We start from the raw sequence: 14677 nt of genomic DNA, 5'->3' as shown, positions 1-14677 counted from the left end.
GCTCGCTCAGTGCGGCCCCGCGCCGCGCAGCAGCTCCTTCTGCGACCGTATCCCCAGCCGCCGGAACGCGCGGTACTGGTGGGTACGCACCGTCGTCAGCTCCACGCCGATCTCGCGCGCGGCCTCCTTGGCCGTGCGGCCGGCCATCAGGTGGCCGATGACCTCGCGTTCGCGCAGGCTCAGCTTCAGCAGCCGCGATGCGAGGGCGGGTTCCACCGCCTTCCGCGCAGCCACGGCGCTTCGGCCGTGGGCGGCGGTGGCGTCGGCCAGCAGCGTGGCGTGCGCCTCGATGAGCGCGAAGTCCGCCGCGCCGAACTCCGGCTGCGCGAGGCTGCGGTAGAAGCTCACCGCCACGCGCTGCCCCGTGGGCTGCAGCAACAGCACCGATGCGCGCTCGCGGATGCCCACGTCGCCATAGCAGGCGGCGCGGTACACCGGGTCGGCCACCTCGTCGGCGCGCTGGTGGCCCATCCATAGCTGCGCGCGCTTCGGCAGCTTGCGCGCCGCGAGCCAGGCCATGTTCGGGTCGAGCAGGTCGAAGCGCTGCGCCACGTAGCGCTCCGATGTGCGCTCGGCCGTGCTGCCGTAGCTGCTGGCGGCCGACACGAGCTCGATGCGCCCCGCGGCGTCGACCACGAACACGGTGCAGAAGGTCACCGGCATCACGCGCTGCATGGCCTTGAGATAGCTGGTCGCCAGGAGCGGCGTGCCCACGCCGGAGAGCACGTCGCCGACCACGGCCGCGGCCAGCGTCGTGTCTTCGGCGGGGTGGATGCGCCAGCGTCTCATGCGTGGAAAACGGGGAATTGGAGAGCGGGGATTCGGGTAACTACCTCGTACGAAGTTATGACATTGCCGCCCCGCGCGCATCGGGACAATCCCGCCGGATGACGAACTCCCCCGCTGCCTCTCCCGGCGATGCCGCCAGCGGCCCCGTGCCACCGCCGGCCAGCGCCACCGAACTGCCGCCCTCCGTCGGCGCCTTCCACTACACGCGCTACGAACCCAGGACGCCCGCGCTCGAACCCGGCGGCGTCGAAGCCGGCAGCCATCCGGTGGTGATCGCGGGCGGCGGCCCGGTCGGCATGGCGCTCGCGCTGGGGCTCGCGAACCACGGCGTGCGCAGCGTGATCCTCGAGGCCGACGACACTGTGTGCGTTGGCAGCCGCGCGGCCTGCATCTCGCGCCGCAGCCTGGAGATCATGGAGCGGCTCGGCGTGCTGCGTGCCTTCATGGACAAGGGCCTGCCATGGACCGGCGGGCGCAGCTTCTACAAGACGGCCGAGGTGTTCCGTTTCGAGATGCCGAACGACGAGCGGCAGAAGCTGCCGCCGATGATCAATCTCGAGCAGTACTACGCCGAGCACTACCTGCTGGAGGAAATCCTGCGCCGCAACGAGCGCACGCCGGGGCTCGTCGACATCCGCTGGGGCACCGAGCTCACCGGCCTCTCGCAGGACGACGAAGGCGTGACGCTCGATGTGCGCAATGCCGAAGGCGCCTACCGGCTGCGCGGCCAGTGGCTCGCGGCCTGCGACGGCGGCCAGAGCTTCGTGCGCAAGACGATGGGGCTCGCGCTGGAAGGCACGGGCTACGAAGGCCGCTACGTGATCATCGACATCGAGCTGAAGAGCGGCCACCCGACCGAGCGCCGAGCCTGGTTCGATCCGCCGTGGAACCCCGGCTCGACCGTGCTCATGCACCGCCAGCCCGATGACATCTGGCGCATCGACTACCAGCTGCGCCCCGGCCAGAGCACCGAGGAGGCGCTGCAGCCGGCGGCGGTTGCCGAATTCGTGCAGCGCCATCTCGACGCCATCGGCGAAGGCCACCTGCCGTGGAAGACGGTGTGGACCTCGGTCTATCGTGCCGGTGCGATGACGCTCGAGAGCTACCGCCGCGGCCGCGTCGTCTTCGCGGGCAACGCGGCGCATGCGATGCCGATCTTCGGCGTGCGCGGGCTCAACTCGGGCTTCGACGACGCGGACAACCTCGCGTGGAAGCTGGCCTTCGTGGCCAAGGGCCTGTCGGACGCGGCGCTGCTCGACTCGTACTCGCAGGAGCGCATCGAGGCCTTCCACGTGAACGCCGAGAACGCCATGCGCAGCACCGAGTTCATGTCGCCGCCGTCGCGCGGCTTCGACCTGCTGCGCGAGGCGGCGCTGTCGTTGTCGGAGGCGCATCGCGGCATCGCGCAGCTCATCAACCCGCGCCAGACGCAGGCGGTGCGCTATGCCGCCTCGCCGCTGTCGAGCGATGGCGACGCGCTGCCCGCAGGCCCGCTGCCGGGCGAGGCGATGCCCGAGCAGCAGCTCGAACGCGGTCACCTCACCGACTGGATCGCGCCCACCTTCACGCTGCTGGTGCTGCGGCCCGACCTCGTCGCGCTGCCGGCCGCGGACATCGAGCGGGCACGGAAGGGCGCGCTGCCCTTCGTGTTGCGCAGTATCGCCAGCCCGGGCACCGACGGCGCCGATGCGCACGCCGCGCCCGAAGTCTTCGAGGCGCTCGGCGCGCGGGACGGCGCGGTCTACCTGCTGCGCCCCGACGGCCACGTGGCCGCGCGCTGGCACCGCCTGCCGCCGGGCGCCCTGCAACCCGCACTGGCCCGAGCGGCCCGGGAGCTTTCCGCATGACTACCGCATCCCAACTTCAACCCGATGCCCGCGACCGGCTGTATGCCGAGTGCGCGCGCGCCATCTCCGAAGCCGGCGCCGAGCGCGAATCGCTGTTCCTCGCGCGGCTCGCGCTGCTGCTGTTCGAGCAGGTCGGCGACGAGGCGCGCTGCCGCGCCGCGCTGGCCGACGCCCTGCGCGCGCTGCCCGTACCATCGCTGTCCGCTTCCTGATTTCCGGAACTACATACAACTAGCTGATTGGAGACCGCTTCCATGGATCGCCGCACCCTTCTCGCCACGCTCGCCTCCGGCGCCGCAATGGCCGCATCGCCCTTCGCCCGCGCGCAGGAGTACCCCGCACAGCTCATCAAGTGGGTCGTGCCCTATCCGGCGGGCGGCGGCACCGACGTGATCGCACGCGTGCTGGCCGAGGCCATGCGCCAGACGCTGGGCCAGCAGATCGTGGTCGACAACCGCCCCGGCGCATCGACCAACATCGGCGCCGACATCGTCGCCAAGAGCAAGCCCGACGGCTACACCATCCTGTCGGCCGACAATGCGGTGCTGGCCTTCAACGAGCATCTCTTCAGCAAGCTGCCCTTCAGCCCCGAGAAAGACTTCACCTACATCGGCGCCATCGGCAAGTTTCCGCTGGCACTGGTCGTGCACCCCGACTTCCCGGCGAAGAACTTCAAGGACTTCCTGGCCTACGTGAAGGCCAACCCCGGCAAGGTCAACTACGCCTCGCCCGGCAACGGCTCCCCGCACCACCTGGCCATGGAAATGTTCAAGGTGCGCACCGGCACCTTCATCACCCACATTCCGTACCGCGGCGCCGCGCCGGCCATGGCCGACGTGATGGGCGGGCAGGTGCCCTGCATGTTCCTCGACCTGGCCTCGGGCCTGCCGATCATGCAGAGCAACAAGGTGCGCGTGCTGGCCATCGGCTCGGGCGCGCGCAGCAAGCCGCTGCCCAACGTGCCGACGCTGGCCGAGGTGGGCGTGCCCAATACGGAGGTGTTCGCCTTCCAGGGCATCCTCGGCCCGGCCGGCCTGCCGGCGGCCGTGGTGAACAAGCTCAACGGCGACCTGAACAAGGCCTTCAGCACGCCCGCGGTGCAGAAGCGCTTCGACGACTTCGGCATGGAAGCGATGCCCGGCACGCCGGCGCAGTTCGCGGCGCTGTCGCGCGCCGAGTCGAAGCGCTGGGGTCCGATCATCAAGCAGGCGGGGATCAAGCTGGACTGAGCTCGCCAGGAGCAGCTCTTTTCGCGGGACACCGCGGAACCGGCTTCGCCGGGCCGCAGGTGTCGCCCCCGGTAGGGGGGTGGCGCAGCGACACGAAGTGCGCGGAGCCTGGGGGCGTTATCTTGTGTACGCCTTGCGCGAGCCGTCCTCGAAGACTTCGTCGTCGCGCTGCAGCTCGCCGTTCTCGTCCCAGGCGCGCTCGCGCGTCACGCGGCCCTTGGCGTCGAAGTTCGACTCGGCCAGCAGCGTGCCTTTTTCGCTGAAGCGCTGGTGGGTGCCGACCGGAATCTGCCGGTTGCGGCCCTGGAGCTCGTAGCGGCCCTGCGCGGCGCGCTGGCCGCTGTCGTAGAACTCGGTGATCTCTACCGCGCGCGCGTCGCCGCTGCCGCTGTAGGCCGACTTGCTGCGCGGCTGGCCGTTGAGGTAGTAGCTGTCGTCGACGATCGGCTCGCCCGCGCTGTTCCAGCGCTGGTCGCGCACCAGCGTGCCTTTCTCGGAGAAGGCCTGCTCGCGCACGCGGATGCTGGCGCGCTCCACCAGCAGGAACGCCGTCTCGCGGCGCTTGACGCCCTCTGACGAGAAGCTCTGCTCGGTGCGCTGGTTGCCCACCGTCTCGTCGAGCGACGAGGTCTTGCCGTTGTCGTAGAAGCTCTGCGCGCGCACCCGCTTGCCCGACACGTACGCGAGCCGCGAGCGCAAGGTGCCGCGGGCATCGAACAGGTCGACCTGCGACGGGCCCGTGCCCGAGAAGCCGCAGAGCTTGGCGTCGTCGACCACCGGCGCCAGCGTGGGCGCGTCGGCGCAGCGCAGGGCCGAGAGCTGGCCGTGCTCGGTGAACTCGACCGACGCGCGCTCGTTGCCGCCGCCGGTGTCCGAGTTGGGATAGAAGATCGCTCGGCGCAGCTTGCCGTCGGGGTAGAAGCTGCGCACCAGGCCGCGCTCCTGGCCGTCGTCGTAGGTGGCGTCGCGCAGTACGCGGCCGGTGGGCGAGAACTCGCGCGCGCGGCCCTGCAGGTTGCCCTTGGCGTTGAGGCTGTGCTCCTTGGCGAGCTTGCCCTTCTCGTAGATGCGCACTAGGCCCATCGACACGCCGTTCTGTATCTGCGACTCGCGCTGCAGCTCGCCGCTCGTGCGGTCCTTGCAGCGCAGCAGGCCGGTCTTGCCCGCGGTGCTGCTGCCGTCGTCGGGGTTCACGCTGCGGCCGTTGATCTCGCAGTCGAGCTGGGCATGCGCGAGCGTGGCGCACAGCAGCGCGAGGAGACCGATGACGGCGGCCGGGCGCGGGATCATTGGCTGCCTACTTGTCGTAGAGGGTGTCCAGCGAACGGAAGCCCTTGACCTCGATCGGATTGCCGAACGGATCGAGGAAGAACATCGTCCATTGCTCGCCCGGCTGCCCCTCGAACCGCACCTGCGGCTTCAGCACGAACTCGGTGCCGGCGGCCTCGAGCCGCTTCGCCATGGCCTGCCAGTCGGGCAGCGCGAGCGCGAGGCCGAAGTGCGGCATAGGCACCATCACGTCGCCGACGCGGCCGGTGGGGGCGGTGGCGAAGGGCTCGCCCAAATGAAGAGAAATCTGGTGGCCGAAGAAATCGAAGTCAACCCAGGTGTCGGTGCTGCGGCCTTCGGCGCAACCGAGTACGCCGCCGTAGAAGCGGCGGGCGCCGTCGAGGTCGCGGACATTGAAGGCAAGGTGGAAGATGCTCTGCATGGTTTCGGATTATGGGCAGCGGTGCTGTGAGAATGCCGGACTTTCTTTCATCATGGAGCAAGCCTTGCGGATACTCCGGACCTTCGTCGCTCGGATGCGCGACGCCCTTTTTCCTTCTCCTTCCGCGCCGGAACTCCGGCGCGTGCCGCTGCGGCTCCTGGCCGGCGCGTGCTGCATGTTCACCCTCGCCGCGGCCCATGCCGCGACCTGCCCGCCATCGGCCATCGCGAGCCTCGAGAAGCCCGGCGCCGGCCTGCGCAACGGCATCGACCGCGGGGTGCTCTGGCGCATCGAGCGCGACGGGCGCACCTCGTGGCTCTACGGCACCATCCACATCGGCCGGGGCGACTGGGTGCGGCCCGGCCCCACCATCCAGAAGGCGCTGATGCAGAGCGACACCGTCGCGCTCGAACTCGACATGCGCGACGAGTCCACCGCCCGCGCCATGGGCCGGCCGGCCGATCCCGAACTGCTGGCGCGCATGCTCAGCGGCGAGCGCGCCCGCCGGCTGGAGCGCCAGAACACCGAGGCCTGCGTGCCGCCGGGTTCGCTGTCGAAGCTGCAGCCGATCCTGCAGGTCACGGCGCTGGCCGGGCTGGTGGGGCGCCCCGACGGGCTGTACCCGGAATTCGGCGTAGACGAAACCCTGGCGGTCGCCGCCCGCAACAACAACAAGCCGATCGTCGCTCTCGAGAATGCGGCCGACCAGCTCAAGGTGCTGACCGGCGGCTCCGAGTCCGAAGAGGCCGAGCAGGTCGACGCGGCGCTCGACGAGCTGGAGTCCGGCAAGCTGCGCGGCCAGCTCAAGGAACTGGCCGACGTCTGGGCGCGCAGCGACGCTGCCCGGCTCGCGCGCTATCCCGAATGGTGCGACTGCCTCAACACGCCCGCCGAGCAGCGGCTGCTCAAGCGCCTGCTCGACGACCGCAACCCGAACCTTGCCGACGGCATCGAGCGCCTGCACGCCGGCGGCAAGGGCGTGTTCGCCGCGGTCGGCGCGCTGCACATGATCGGCCCGCAGGGGCTGCCCACGCTGATGGCGGCGCGCGGCTTCACCGTGACGCCGGTGCTCACCAACGCGCAGGAGCAGACGGCGCAGCCGATGCCCGCGCTCGCGGCGCCTTCGCCGGCGCCCAGGGCAGTGCGCGGCGGCAAGGCGGTCAAGGGCCAGCGCGGGAAGGCTGCGCCTGCAGCGGCTGCAAGGGGTGGAAAGCCGGCCAAGGCGGCGCCCGCCGCGGCCAGGGGCGGGGCCCGGGCACCGGCCAAGGCAGCCACCAAGACGACGGCCTCCAAGGCCGCGGCCCCTGCCGCCAAGGGCAAAGTGCGCAGATAATCGCGGCCGCCATGCACGCGCTGCACCGATCCACCCGCTCCATCGCCCTCGCCGGCCGGTGGGTGCTGCTGTGGTTCGTGATGTCGCTGGGCGTGGCGGTGGCCTCTCCGCTGGTCAACCCGCAGGCCGTGGAGCTGGTGTGCTCCGGAGCCGGCTCCATCAAGGTGGTGGTCCATACCGATGACGGGGCGCGCGAAATGGGCGCCTCGCACATGGACTGCCCGCTGTGCGTGCTCACCGGCGCGCCGCCGCCGGTCGCGGCGGCTCCCGTTTTCGATCTTCCCCTGCCGCTGGGCCGCGTGGTCCAGCCCATCCCCGCCGCGCGCCTGGCCGCGGCCACCGCGGCGCCTTTGCCGGCGCGCGGGCCCCCGACTTTCTCCTGACGCTCTCGAAACCGTAGCTGTGCACGCGCGCCCGATGCGCGTGCACGGCCTGTCCGGCTTGAAGTTTCACGGAGAAGGTCCCTCTTGAAAAAGCATTCCCGCGCCCTGGCGATCGCCATGGCATTCCCGCTCGCCGCGCCCGCGCTGGCGCAGCAGCAGCCGTCCGCTGACGCGCCCGAGGGCGCCGGCGGCGGCCGCACGCTCGGCACCGTCACGGTGACGGGCGGCCGGCCGACCTCGCTGCCGGCCCAGATCCCGACCACCATCGAAGGCGTGACGCACGACCAGATCGTCGAGACCGTCAACGCCACCGACAGCGAGGACGCGCTGAAGTATCTGCCGAGCCTGGTCGTGCGCAAGCGCTACATCGGCGACTTCAACCATGCCGTGCTCGCCACGCGCGCCTCGGGCACCGGCAACAGCGCGCGCTCGATGGTGTTCGCCGACGGCATCATGCTGTCGAACCCGCTGGGCAACGGCGCCACCTACGCGCCGCGCTGGGGCATGGTGTCGCCCGAGGAGATCGAGCGCGTCGACGTGCTCTACGGGCCGTTCTCGGCGGCGTACCCCGGCAACTCGGTGGGCGCGGTGGTCGACTACGTCACGCGCATGCCCACGAAGCTGGAGGCGCACGTCAAACTCAGCGGCTTCGTGTCGAACTTCGACCTGTACAACAGCCACTCGTCGCCGGCCGGGCAGCAGCTCGACCTGTCGCTGGGCAGCCGCAGCGGCGACTGGTCGTGGTGGCTCAGCGCCTCGCGCACGCACAGCAAGGGCCAGGCGCTGGTGTTCGGCAACCGGCTCGTCAGCGCCGGCACCGTGGGCAGCGCCGGCACGCCCGTCACCGGTGCGGTGGGCGGGCTGAACCCGTCGAACCAGCCCTGGTGGCTGGTGGGCGGCTCCACCATCTACGACACCACGCAGGAGCAGGCCAAGCTCAAGGTGGCCTACGACTTCTCGCCCACCGTGCGCGCCACCTACACGCTGGGCGCCTGGAACAACACCACGCACGGTGGTGTCGAGACCTGGCTGCGCGACGCCCTCGGCCGGCCGGTGTACGGCGGGCGGGTGAACATCGGCGGGCGCACCTACAACCTCGACTCCCCCAGCGCCGCGCTCGCGCCGACCGAGACCGCGCTCACCCACTACATGCACGGCCTCTCGGTGAAGAGCCATACCGGCGGCGTGTTCGACTGGGAGGTGGCGGCCAGCCTGTACGACTATTCGCGCGACACCTCGCGCACGCCCACCACGCCGCTGCCGGGCGCCTTCAGCGGCGGCCCGGGCCGCACCACCGACATGGGCGGCACCGGCTGGAACACCTTCAAGGCCGCCGGCACCTGGCGGCCCACCGGCTCGGCGGAAGGCGTGGGCGCGCACGTGGTCGACTTCGGCTTCCAGCAGGACACGGCGCGCCTGCGCACCAGCGTCGGCAACACGCTCGACTGGATCGACGGCTCGCCCGTCACGCCGTTCTCGGCCTTCAACGGCAACACCCGGCTGCAATCGCTCTACGTGCAGGACACCTGGCGCTTCGCCAAGGACTGGAAGACCACGCTGGGCCTGCGCCACGAACGCTGGGAGGCCTACGGCGGCCAGCTCGGCAACGCGAGCACGCTGCTGGACTTCTCGCCGCGCAAGAACAGCTACGACTCACCCAAGGCCGCCGTCGCGTGGCAGGCCACCTCCGACTGGCTGCTCAAGGCCTCGACCGGTCGGGCAGTGCGCATGCCGACGGTGACAGAGCTCTACCAGGGCTCGATCGACGGCAACCGCATCGTCAACACCAACCCCAACCTGCGCCCCGAGCGCTCGTGGACCACCGAGCTCACCGCGGAACGCGACCTCAAGGGCTGGGGGCTCGACGGCGTGCTGCGCACCACGCTGTTCTTCGAGAACACGAAGGACGCGCTCTACACGCAGGCCCTCAACAACCTCGTGAGCACGGTGCAGAACGTAGACGCCATCCGCACGCGCGGGCTCGAGGTGGCGCTGAACGCGGTCGACGTGGGCGTGCGCGGGCTGGACCTGAGCGGCAGCCTCACGCTGACGCGGTCGAAGATCACGGCCAACAGCGGCTTTCCGGCCAGCGTCGGCCACGACCAGCCGCGCGTGCCGAGGGTGCGCGCCACGCTGCTCGCCACTTACCGGCCGGACGACCGCTGGAGCTACACCGTCGGCGCGCGTTACAGCGGCAGGCAGTACGGCACGCTCGACAACAGCGACCCCAACGGCTTCGCCTACATGGGCTTCTCGAAGTTCTTCGTGGTCGACGCGCGCATCCGCTACCGGATCGACCGGCAGTGGAGCGCCTCTTTCGGCATCGACAACCTGAACAACAACAAGTACTGGGCCTTCCACCCGTACCCGCAGCGCACCTACGTGGCCGAACTCAAGTTCGACCTCTGACTCTTCCACTCCAACTGCAAGGACCACACGACATGATGAAAACGACTTCGATGGCCGCTCTCAGGACCACCGCTGCTGCCTGCGCCATGCTGGCCGGCATGGGCGCCGCGGTGGCGCACGTCACCCTGCGGCCGGGCGGCGTCACCGTCGGCAGCGACTACGACGCCGCCTTCCGCGTCGGCCACGCCTGTGAAGGCGCCAAGGCCACGACCGGCCTGGCGGTGCGCCTGCCCAAGGGCTTCATCCTGAGCGACGCGCAGGCGCGCAAGGGGTGGAAGCTCGACGTGCAGAAGAGCGCGAAGGACGGCGACGGCGAGGTCCGCTGGACCGCCGAGAAGCCCGAGAACGCGCTGCCCGGCAGCGAGCGCGCCGAATTCGTGCTGCGCGGCAAGGTGCCCGCGACGCCCGGCACGCTGTGGTTCAAGGTGCTGCAGACCTGCGACGTGGGCGCGGCCGACTGGGCCGAGGTGCCGGCTTCAGGCAACTCGACCGCCGGCCTGAAGAGCCCGGCCGCGAAGCTCAACGTGGTGGCCCAAGGCGTGGCTACCGTCGACGTGCGCGACGGCTGGGTGCGCCAGTCGGTGCCGGGCCAGAGCGGCACGGGCGCCTTCATGAAGCTGACTTCGCCCACCGGCGCGAAGCTGGTGAGCATCTCCACGCCGGCCGCCGGTGTCGCCGAAGTGCACGAGATGAAGATGGAAGGCGACACCATGAAGATGCGCGAGCTCACGGGCGGCCTCGACCTGCCCGCGGGCCAGACCGTCGAGCTCAAGCCCGGCGGCTACCACGTGATGATGATGGACCTGAAGGGCGCGCTGGCGAAGGGCGCGACCGTGCCGATGACGCTGAAGTTCGAGGACGCCAAGGGCGTGAAGACCTCGCTCGACGTGACGCTGCCCGTGGGTACGCCCGAAGGTGCCGATGCGGCCGGGGCGGCGCACCAGCACAAGCACTGAGCGGCAGCTTCAGGGTTTCAGAGCAGCTGGTCGGGCGCCAGCGGTCCGAAGAGCTTGAGCAGCAGCCGCAGCGTGGCGCTGGCGTCGGGCTCGGTGGTGCTGTCCTTCAGGCCACTGCCCTCGGGCGCGCGCCACAGCAGCGAGCCGTCGACCAGCTCGACGTGCCACGAGCGCTCGCGCATGCCGCGCTCGATCTGCTCCGAGGCGGCGCGCGAAAGCTCGTTGCTGCGGATCAGCAGCGCGATCTCGGTGTTCTGCAGCTGCGAGCGCAGGTCGAGGTTCATCGAGCCCACCACCAGCAGTCGGCCGTCCATCACCAGCACCTTGGAGTGCAGCATCGCGCGCGATTCGCCCGACACGCCCGCGCTTCCGCTGCTGCCGCCCGAGGAGCCGAAGACGTTGCCGAAGCTCGCCTGCTCGCTGCGCAGCTCGTAGAGCTCGATGCCCATCTTGAGCAGCTCCTCGCGGTGGCGCGCATAGCCGACATGGGCCACCGGCGCGTCGTTCGAGGCCAGCGAGTTGGTCAGCACGCGGATGCGCACGTTGCGGGCCCGGGCGGTGGAGAAGGCCTGCAGCATGTCCTTTCCGGGCACGAAGTAGGGCGAGATGATGACCAGATCGGTTCGTGCCTGGCCGATGAGCTGCAGCAGCCCCTCGACCACGGTGTCGCCGCCGGCAGCCAGGTCTGAGGCCGCTTCCAGCGAGGCCGCGCCGCGCGAGCTGCCGGCCTTGTCGTCGGGCCGGCTGACCACGAGGCCGGGCGCTTTCCGGTTGCCGGGATCGGAGTCGGCGGGAATCTTGCCGGGCTTGTCGGCCAGCATCACGGCCGGCGCCCAGACGAAGGTGGCGGTGCGCAGGTCGAGCGGCTTCTCGTCCCAGGCGCGGGCGCGCTGGGCGGCCGTGGGGGCTCCGGCGCCTCCTTCCTGCTGGCGGGCCGACTCCTCGGCCAGTTCCTGGTCGGCCTTTCTCGCGCGGTCGCGCATGGCCTGGAATTCCTCGCGCGTGACCAGCGACTGCACCGGATAGGCGCGCTCGTTGTTCCAGTAGCTGTCGAAGCTGCGTGACAGGTCCTGCACGATGGGGCCGGCCGCCAGCACGTCGACATCGACGAAGTTGCCGTTGGCCGCATTGCCGAAGTAGGCGTCGCCGAGGTTGCGCCCGCCCGTCACGCCCAGCACGTTGTCGGCCAGGAACAGCTTGTTGTGCATGCGCTGCTGGATGCGCGAGGCGTCGTCTATCGAGTTGAGCAGGCGGCTGAAGGTGGAATCGCGCGAACCCGCTAGCGGATTGAACAGGCGCATCTCGATGTTGGGAATGAAGGCCAGGCCCAGCACCAGCGCGTCGCGACCGGTGGTGTGGAAGTCGTCGAGCAGCACGCGCACCCGCACGCCGCGCTCGGCGGCCGCGCGCAGGCCGCGCACCAGGCGGCCGGTGCTGGCGTCGGCGTGGATGGCGTAGTACTGGAGGTCGAGCGTCTTCTGGGCGCCTTCGATCAGCGCGAGGCGGCTGCCGTAGGCCGCCTGCGGACCGCCCAGCAGCAGGAAGCCGGACTCGTAGCGGGCCTTTTCGGCCTGCCGGCGCTGCTGGACCAGATCGGCCAGCGCGGTGCCGGTGGCCGGCGAGGCGATGGCGGTCGAGACGGGGCGGTCGACGTTCTGCGGCAGCTGCGCGCAGGCGGCGAGGATCAGCAGCGCCAGCAGTGCCGCCGATCGGCGGAAGAACGTCTGGAAGGATGAAGGCATGCGGCTTTCCCGGGGCTTGGAGGGAGGTGCCGCATATATAGCCTAGTCGGCGCCCGCCGCGCGTCGGACGGCAGGCGCGCCCGGGTGTCAGCGCCCGGCGGAGAGTTCTTCCTGGCGCTCCATGGCGGCCAGGAGCTCGTCGTCGATCTTGGCGTGGCGCTCCGCCAGTTCGGCTGCGCGCGAGGAGTCGGTGGCGTAGATGGCGCCGCCGTCCAGCTCGAGCATCTCGGTGATGCGCTGCTGCTCGGTCTCGAGGGCCGCGATCTGGGCGGGGAGAGTGTCCAGTTCGCGCTGCTCCTTGTAAGAGAGCTTCTTGCGGGCGCCCGGTGCCGTCTTGGAGGCGGGAGCCTCCGCTGCAGGGGTGGGCGCGGGAGCCGCGGCCGGAGCTGCTGCCGCAGTCGCGGCGAGGCGCTGCTCGGCGATCTCGCGGGCGCGCTTCGACTGGGTCAGCCAGTCCTGCACGCTGCCCTCGTACTCGCGCCAGCGGCCGTCGCCCTCATAGGCGATGGTGCTGGTGACCACGTTGTCGAGGAAGGTGCGGTCGTGGCTCACGAGGAACACGGTGCCGTCGTAGTCCTGCAGCAGGTTCTCGAGCAGCTCGAGGGTGTCGATGTCGAGGTCGTTGGTCGGCTCGTCGAGCACCAGCACGTTGGCCGGACGGGCGAACAGGCGGGCCAGCAGCAGGCGGTTGCGCTCGCCGCCGCTGAGCGAGCGAACGGGGGAGTTGGCGCGCGCGGGGGAGAAGAGGAAGTCGGAGAGGTAGCTCTTGACGTGCTTCTTCTGGGTGCCGATCTCGATCCACTCGCTGCCGGGGCTGATGAAGTCTTCCAGCGTGGCGTCGAGATCGAGCTTGTCGCGCATCTGGTCGAAGTACGCCACCTGCAGGTTGGTGCCGCGGCGGATCTTGCCGCTGTCGGGTTCGAGCTCGCCGAGGATCAGCTTCAGCAGGGTGGTCTTGCCCGCGCCGTTGGGGCCGAGCAGGCCGACCTTGTCGCCGCGCAGGATGGTGCCGCTGAACTTGCGGATCACGGTCTTCTCGCCGAAGGACTTGGTGGCGTCGGTGAGCTCGGCCACGATCTTGCCGCTGGCCTGGCCGGAAGCCACGTCCATGTTGACGCTGCCTTGCACGTTCCGGCGGGCTGCGTGGCTGGCGCGCAGTTCCTGCAGGCGGGTGATGCGGCTCTGGCTGCGGGTGCGGCGGGCTTCCACGCCCTTGCGGATCCAGATCTCCTCCTGGGCCAGGAGCTTGTCGGCCTTGGCGTTGATGACCGCCTCCTGGGCGAGCTGCTCTTCCTTTTGGGCGAGGTACTGCTCGAAGTTGCCGGGGTAGGAACCCAGCTTGCCCCGGTCGAGCTCGACGATGCGGGTGGCGACGCGGTTCAGGAAGCTTCGGTCATGGGTGACAGTGACGACGCTGCCCTTGAAGTCGATCAGAAGCTGCTCGAGCCATTCGATGGAGTCGAGGTCCAGGTGGTTGGTGGGCTCGTCGAGCAGGAGGACGTCAGGGGCGGCCACCAGGGCTTGCGCCAGGGCCACGCGCTTGCGGGTGCCGCCGGAGAGCGAGCCGACGCGGGCGTCGCGATCGAGGTGGAGGCGGTGCAGCGTTTCCTCCACGCGCTGCTCCCAGTTCCAGGCGTCGAAGGCTTCGATCTGGGACTGGAGGGCGTCGAGGTCGAGGCCCTCGGCACCAGATAGATAGAGGTCGCGCAGGGCAATGACGGGGGCGAGGCCCTGGCTGGCGGCGGTGAAGACATCCGCATCCATATCCAGCGAGGGCTCCTGGGCGACATAGGCGACGCGGAGGTTCTGCTGCAGCTGCAGGGTGCCGTCGTCGGTCTTCTCCAAGCCGCCAAGTATCTTGAGCAGGGAAGACTTGCCGGCGCCGTTGCGGCCGATCAGGCCGATGCGTTCCGATTCGAGAAGAGAGAAGTCCGCATGATCCAGCAGCGGAACGTGACCGAACGCGAGCTGCGCGTCGAGGAGTGTGATGAGTGCCATGTGGCGCGGATTATCGGAGGAGGCGATGTCAGGCCGCCTGCGGCCTCTATATAGAGATAGGACAGCCTCTGGGGGAACAGGCCCTTGGGAGAGGCCCGTTTCAAGTTTCTTTGCGGGAGGTCTTGCGAAGGCCGAAATCTGTCATATACTCGTGGGCTTCGCTGCTGAATACCTCTTGGTGTTCAGGTCCAGCCGGTCTCTTCGGAGGTGGTTGGATGGGGTGAAGAAAAAGTCTTCGAAAGTTGACGCGGTTTGAAAAAACGGTGCATAATCGAAGGCT

Annotated in this window: 12 protein-coding genes; 7 read left to right on the top strand and 5 right to left on the bottom strand. The window is 69.8% G+C overall.

Annotated elements, in window-relative coordinates; all coding sequences use genetic code 11:
* Positions 1–6: 6 nt before the first annotated feature.
* The gene (locus EJP69_RS27565) at positions 7–789 is read right to left on the bottom strand and encodes a helix-turn-helix transcriptional regulator (protein ID WP_093306986.1); all 783 of its coding nucleotides are present in this window, start codon (positions 787–789) and stop codon (positions 7–9) included.
* A gap of 98 nt (positions 790–887) precedes the next feature.
* On the opposite strand from EJP69_RS27565, the gene EJP69_RS27560 reads away from it, so the two are divergent.
* The 3 genes from EJP69_RS27560 to EJP69_RS27550 are packed head-to-tail and all read left to right on the top strand — an operon-like array spanning position 888 to position 3865.
* The gene (locus tag EJP69_RS27560) at positions 888–2636 is read left to right on the top strand and encodes an FAD-dependent monooxygenase (protein WP_126473520.1); all 1749 of its coding nucleotides are present in this window, start codon (positions 888–890) and stop codon (positions 2634–2636) included.
* Complete coding sequence (locus EJP69_RS27555) at positions 2633–2848, top strand: hypothetical protein (RefSeq protein WP_093206474.1); 216 nt, start codon at positions 2633–2635, stop codon at positions 2846–2848. Before EJP69_RS27560 ends, EJP69_RS27555 begins: the two co-directional genes overlap by 4 nt.
* Positions 2849–2890: 42 nt before the next feature.
* Entirely contained in the window at positions 2891–3865 is a 975-nt protein-coding gene (locus EJP69_RS27550; protein ID WP_093206475.1) for a Bug family tripartite tricarboxylate transporter substrate binding protein, read from the top strand.
* A 117-nt stretch (positions 3866–3982) separates the two neighbouring features.
* Here the strand turns inward: EJP69_RS27550 and EJP69_RS27545 are convergent, their stop codons facing one another.
* Together EJP69_RS27545 and EJP69_RS27540 are read right to left on the bottom strand one after the other, a co-directional pair.
* On the bottom strand, positions 3983–5155 hold the full coding sequence (locus EJP69_RS27545; RefSeq protein WP_093206476.1) for a toxin-antitoxin system YwqK family antitoxin: 1173 nt from the start codon (positions 5153–5155) through the stop codon (positions 3983–3985).
* Positions 5156–5162: 7 nt separating this feature from the next.
* Complete coding sequence (locus EJP69_RS27540) at positions 5163–5576, bottom strand: VOC family protein (RefSeq protein WP_093206477.1); 414 nt, start codon at positions 5574–5576, stop codon at positions 5163–5165.
* Positions 5577–5751: 175 nt separating this feature from the next.
* On the opposite strand from EJP69_RS27540, the gene EJP69_RS27535 reads away from it, so the two are divergent.
* From EJP69_RS27535 to EJP69_RS30030, 4 genes are all read left to right on the top strand, one after another.
* Positions 5752–6909: a TraB/GumN family protein gene (locus EJP69_RS27535; RefSeq protein ID WP_240652307.1), complete on the top strand. Its 1158-nt coding sequence runs from the start codon at positions 5752–5754 to the stop codon at positions 6907–6909.
* 11 nt (positions 6910–6920) lie between these two features.
* Positions 6921–7292 (top strand): DUF2946 family protein, encoded by a 372-nt coding sequence (locus EJP69_RS27530; RefSeq protein WP_126473518.1) that lies wholly within the window; start codon positions 6921–6923, stop codon positions 7290–7292.
* A 117-nt stretch (positions 7293–7409) separates the two neighbouring features.
* Positions 7410–9701, top strand: a complete 2292-nt coding sequence (locus EJP69_RS27525) for a TonB-dependent receptor (RefSeq protein ID WP_126473672.1) — start codon at positions 7410–7412, stop codon at positions 9699–9701.
* Between the two features lie 32 nt (positions 9702–9733).
* The gene (locus EJP69_RS30030; RefSeq protein WP_338067664.1) at positions 9734–10657 is read left to right on the top strand and encodes a copper chaperone PCu(A)C domain-containing protein; all 924 of its coding nucleotides are present in this window, start codon (positions 9734–9736) and stop codon (positions 10655–10657) included.
* A 17-nt stretch (positions 10658–10674) separates the two neighbouring features.
* Here the strand turns inward: EJP69_RS30030 and EJP69_RS27515 are convergent, their stop codons facing one another.
* Both EJP69_RS27515 and EJP69_RS27510 read right to left on the bottom strand, forming a co-directional pair.
* The gene (locus EJP69_RS27515) at positions 10675–12399 is read right to left on the bottom strand and encodes a phospholipase D family protein (RefSeq protein WP_126473516.1); all 1725 of its coding nucleotides are present in this window, start codon (positions 12397–12399) and stop codon (positions 10675–10677) included.
* 87 nt (positions 12400–12486) lie between these two features.
* Positions 12487–14397 (bottom strand): ATP-binding cassette domain-containing protein, encoded by a 1911-nt coding sequence (locus tag EJP69_RS27510; protein WP_126473514.1) that lies wholly within the window; start codon positions 14395–14397, stop codon positions 12487–12489.
* Positions 14398–14677 lie beyond the last annotated feature (280 nt).

Source organism: Variovorax gossypii, from assembly GCF_003965815.1.
Classification (GTDB): Bacteria; Pseudomonadota; Gammaproteobacteria; order Burkholderiales; family Burkholderiaceae_C; genus Variovorax; species Variovorax gossypii.
Note: the sequence above shows the minus strand (reverse complement) of the source record. Positions and strands in the feature narration are given on the sequence as shown.

Excerpts from the sequence above, each read along its gene's own strand:
- EJP69_RS27565 (WP_093306986.1), bottom strand. The coding sequence starts at position 789 with ATGAGACGCTGGCGCATCCACCCCGCCGAAGACACGACGCTGGCCGCG.
- EJP69_RS27560 (WP_126473520.1), top strand. The coding sequence starts at position 888 with ATGACGAACTCCCCCGCTGCCTCTCCCGGCGATGCCGCCAGCGGCCCC.
- EJP69_RS27555 (WP_093206474.1), top strand. The coding sequence starts at position 2,633 with ATGACTACCGCATCCCAACTTCAACCCGATGCCCGCGACCGGCTGTAT.
- EJP69_RS27550 (WP_093206475.1), top strand. The coding sequence starts at position 2,891 with ATGGATCGCCGCACCCTTCTCGCCACGCTCGCCTCCGGCGCCGCAATG.
- EJP69_RS27545 (WP_093206476.1), bottom strand. The coding sequence starts at position 5,155 with ATGATCCCGCGCCCGGCCGCCGTCATCGGTCTCCTCGCGCTGCTGTGC.
- EJP69_RS27540 (WP_093206477.1), bottom strand. The coding sequence starts at position 5,576 with ATGCAGAGCATCTTCCACCTTGCCTTCAATGTCCGCGACCTCGACGGC.
- EJP69_RS27535 (WP_240652307.1), top strand. The coding sequence starts at position 5,752 with ATGTTCACCCTCGCCGCGGCCCATGCCGCGACCTGCCCGCCATCGGCC.
- EJP69_RS27530 (WP_126473518.1), top strand. The coding sequence starts at position 6,921 with ATGCACGCGCTGCACCGATCCACCCGCTCCATCGCCCTCGCCGGCCGG.
- EJP69_RS27525 (WP_126473672.1), top strand. The coding sequence starts at position 7,410 with ATGGCATTCCCGCTCGCCGCGCCCGCGCTGGCGCAGCAGCAGCCGTCC.
- EJP69_RS30030 (WP_338067664.1), top strand. The coding sequence starts at position 9,734 with ATGATGAAAACGACTTCGATGGCCGCTCTCAGGACCACCGCTGCTGCC.
- EJP69_RS27515 (WP_126473516.1), bottom strand. The coding sequence starts at position 12,399 with ATGCCTTCATCCTTCCAGACGTTCTTCCGCCGATCGGCGGCACTGCTG.
- EJP69_RS27510 (WP_126473514.1), bottom strand. The coding sequence starts at position 14,397 with ATGGCACTCATCACACTCCTCGACGCGCAGCTCGCGTTCGGTCACGTT.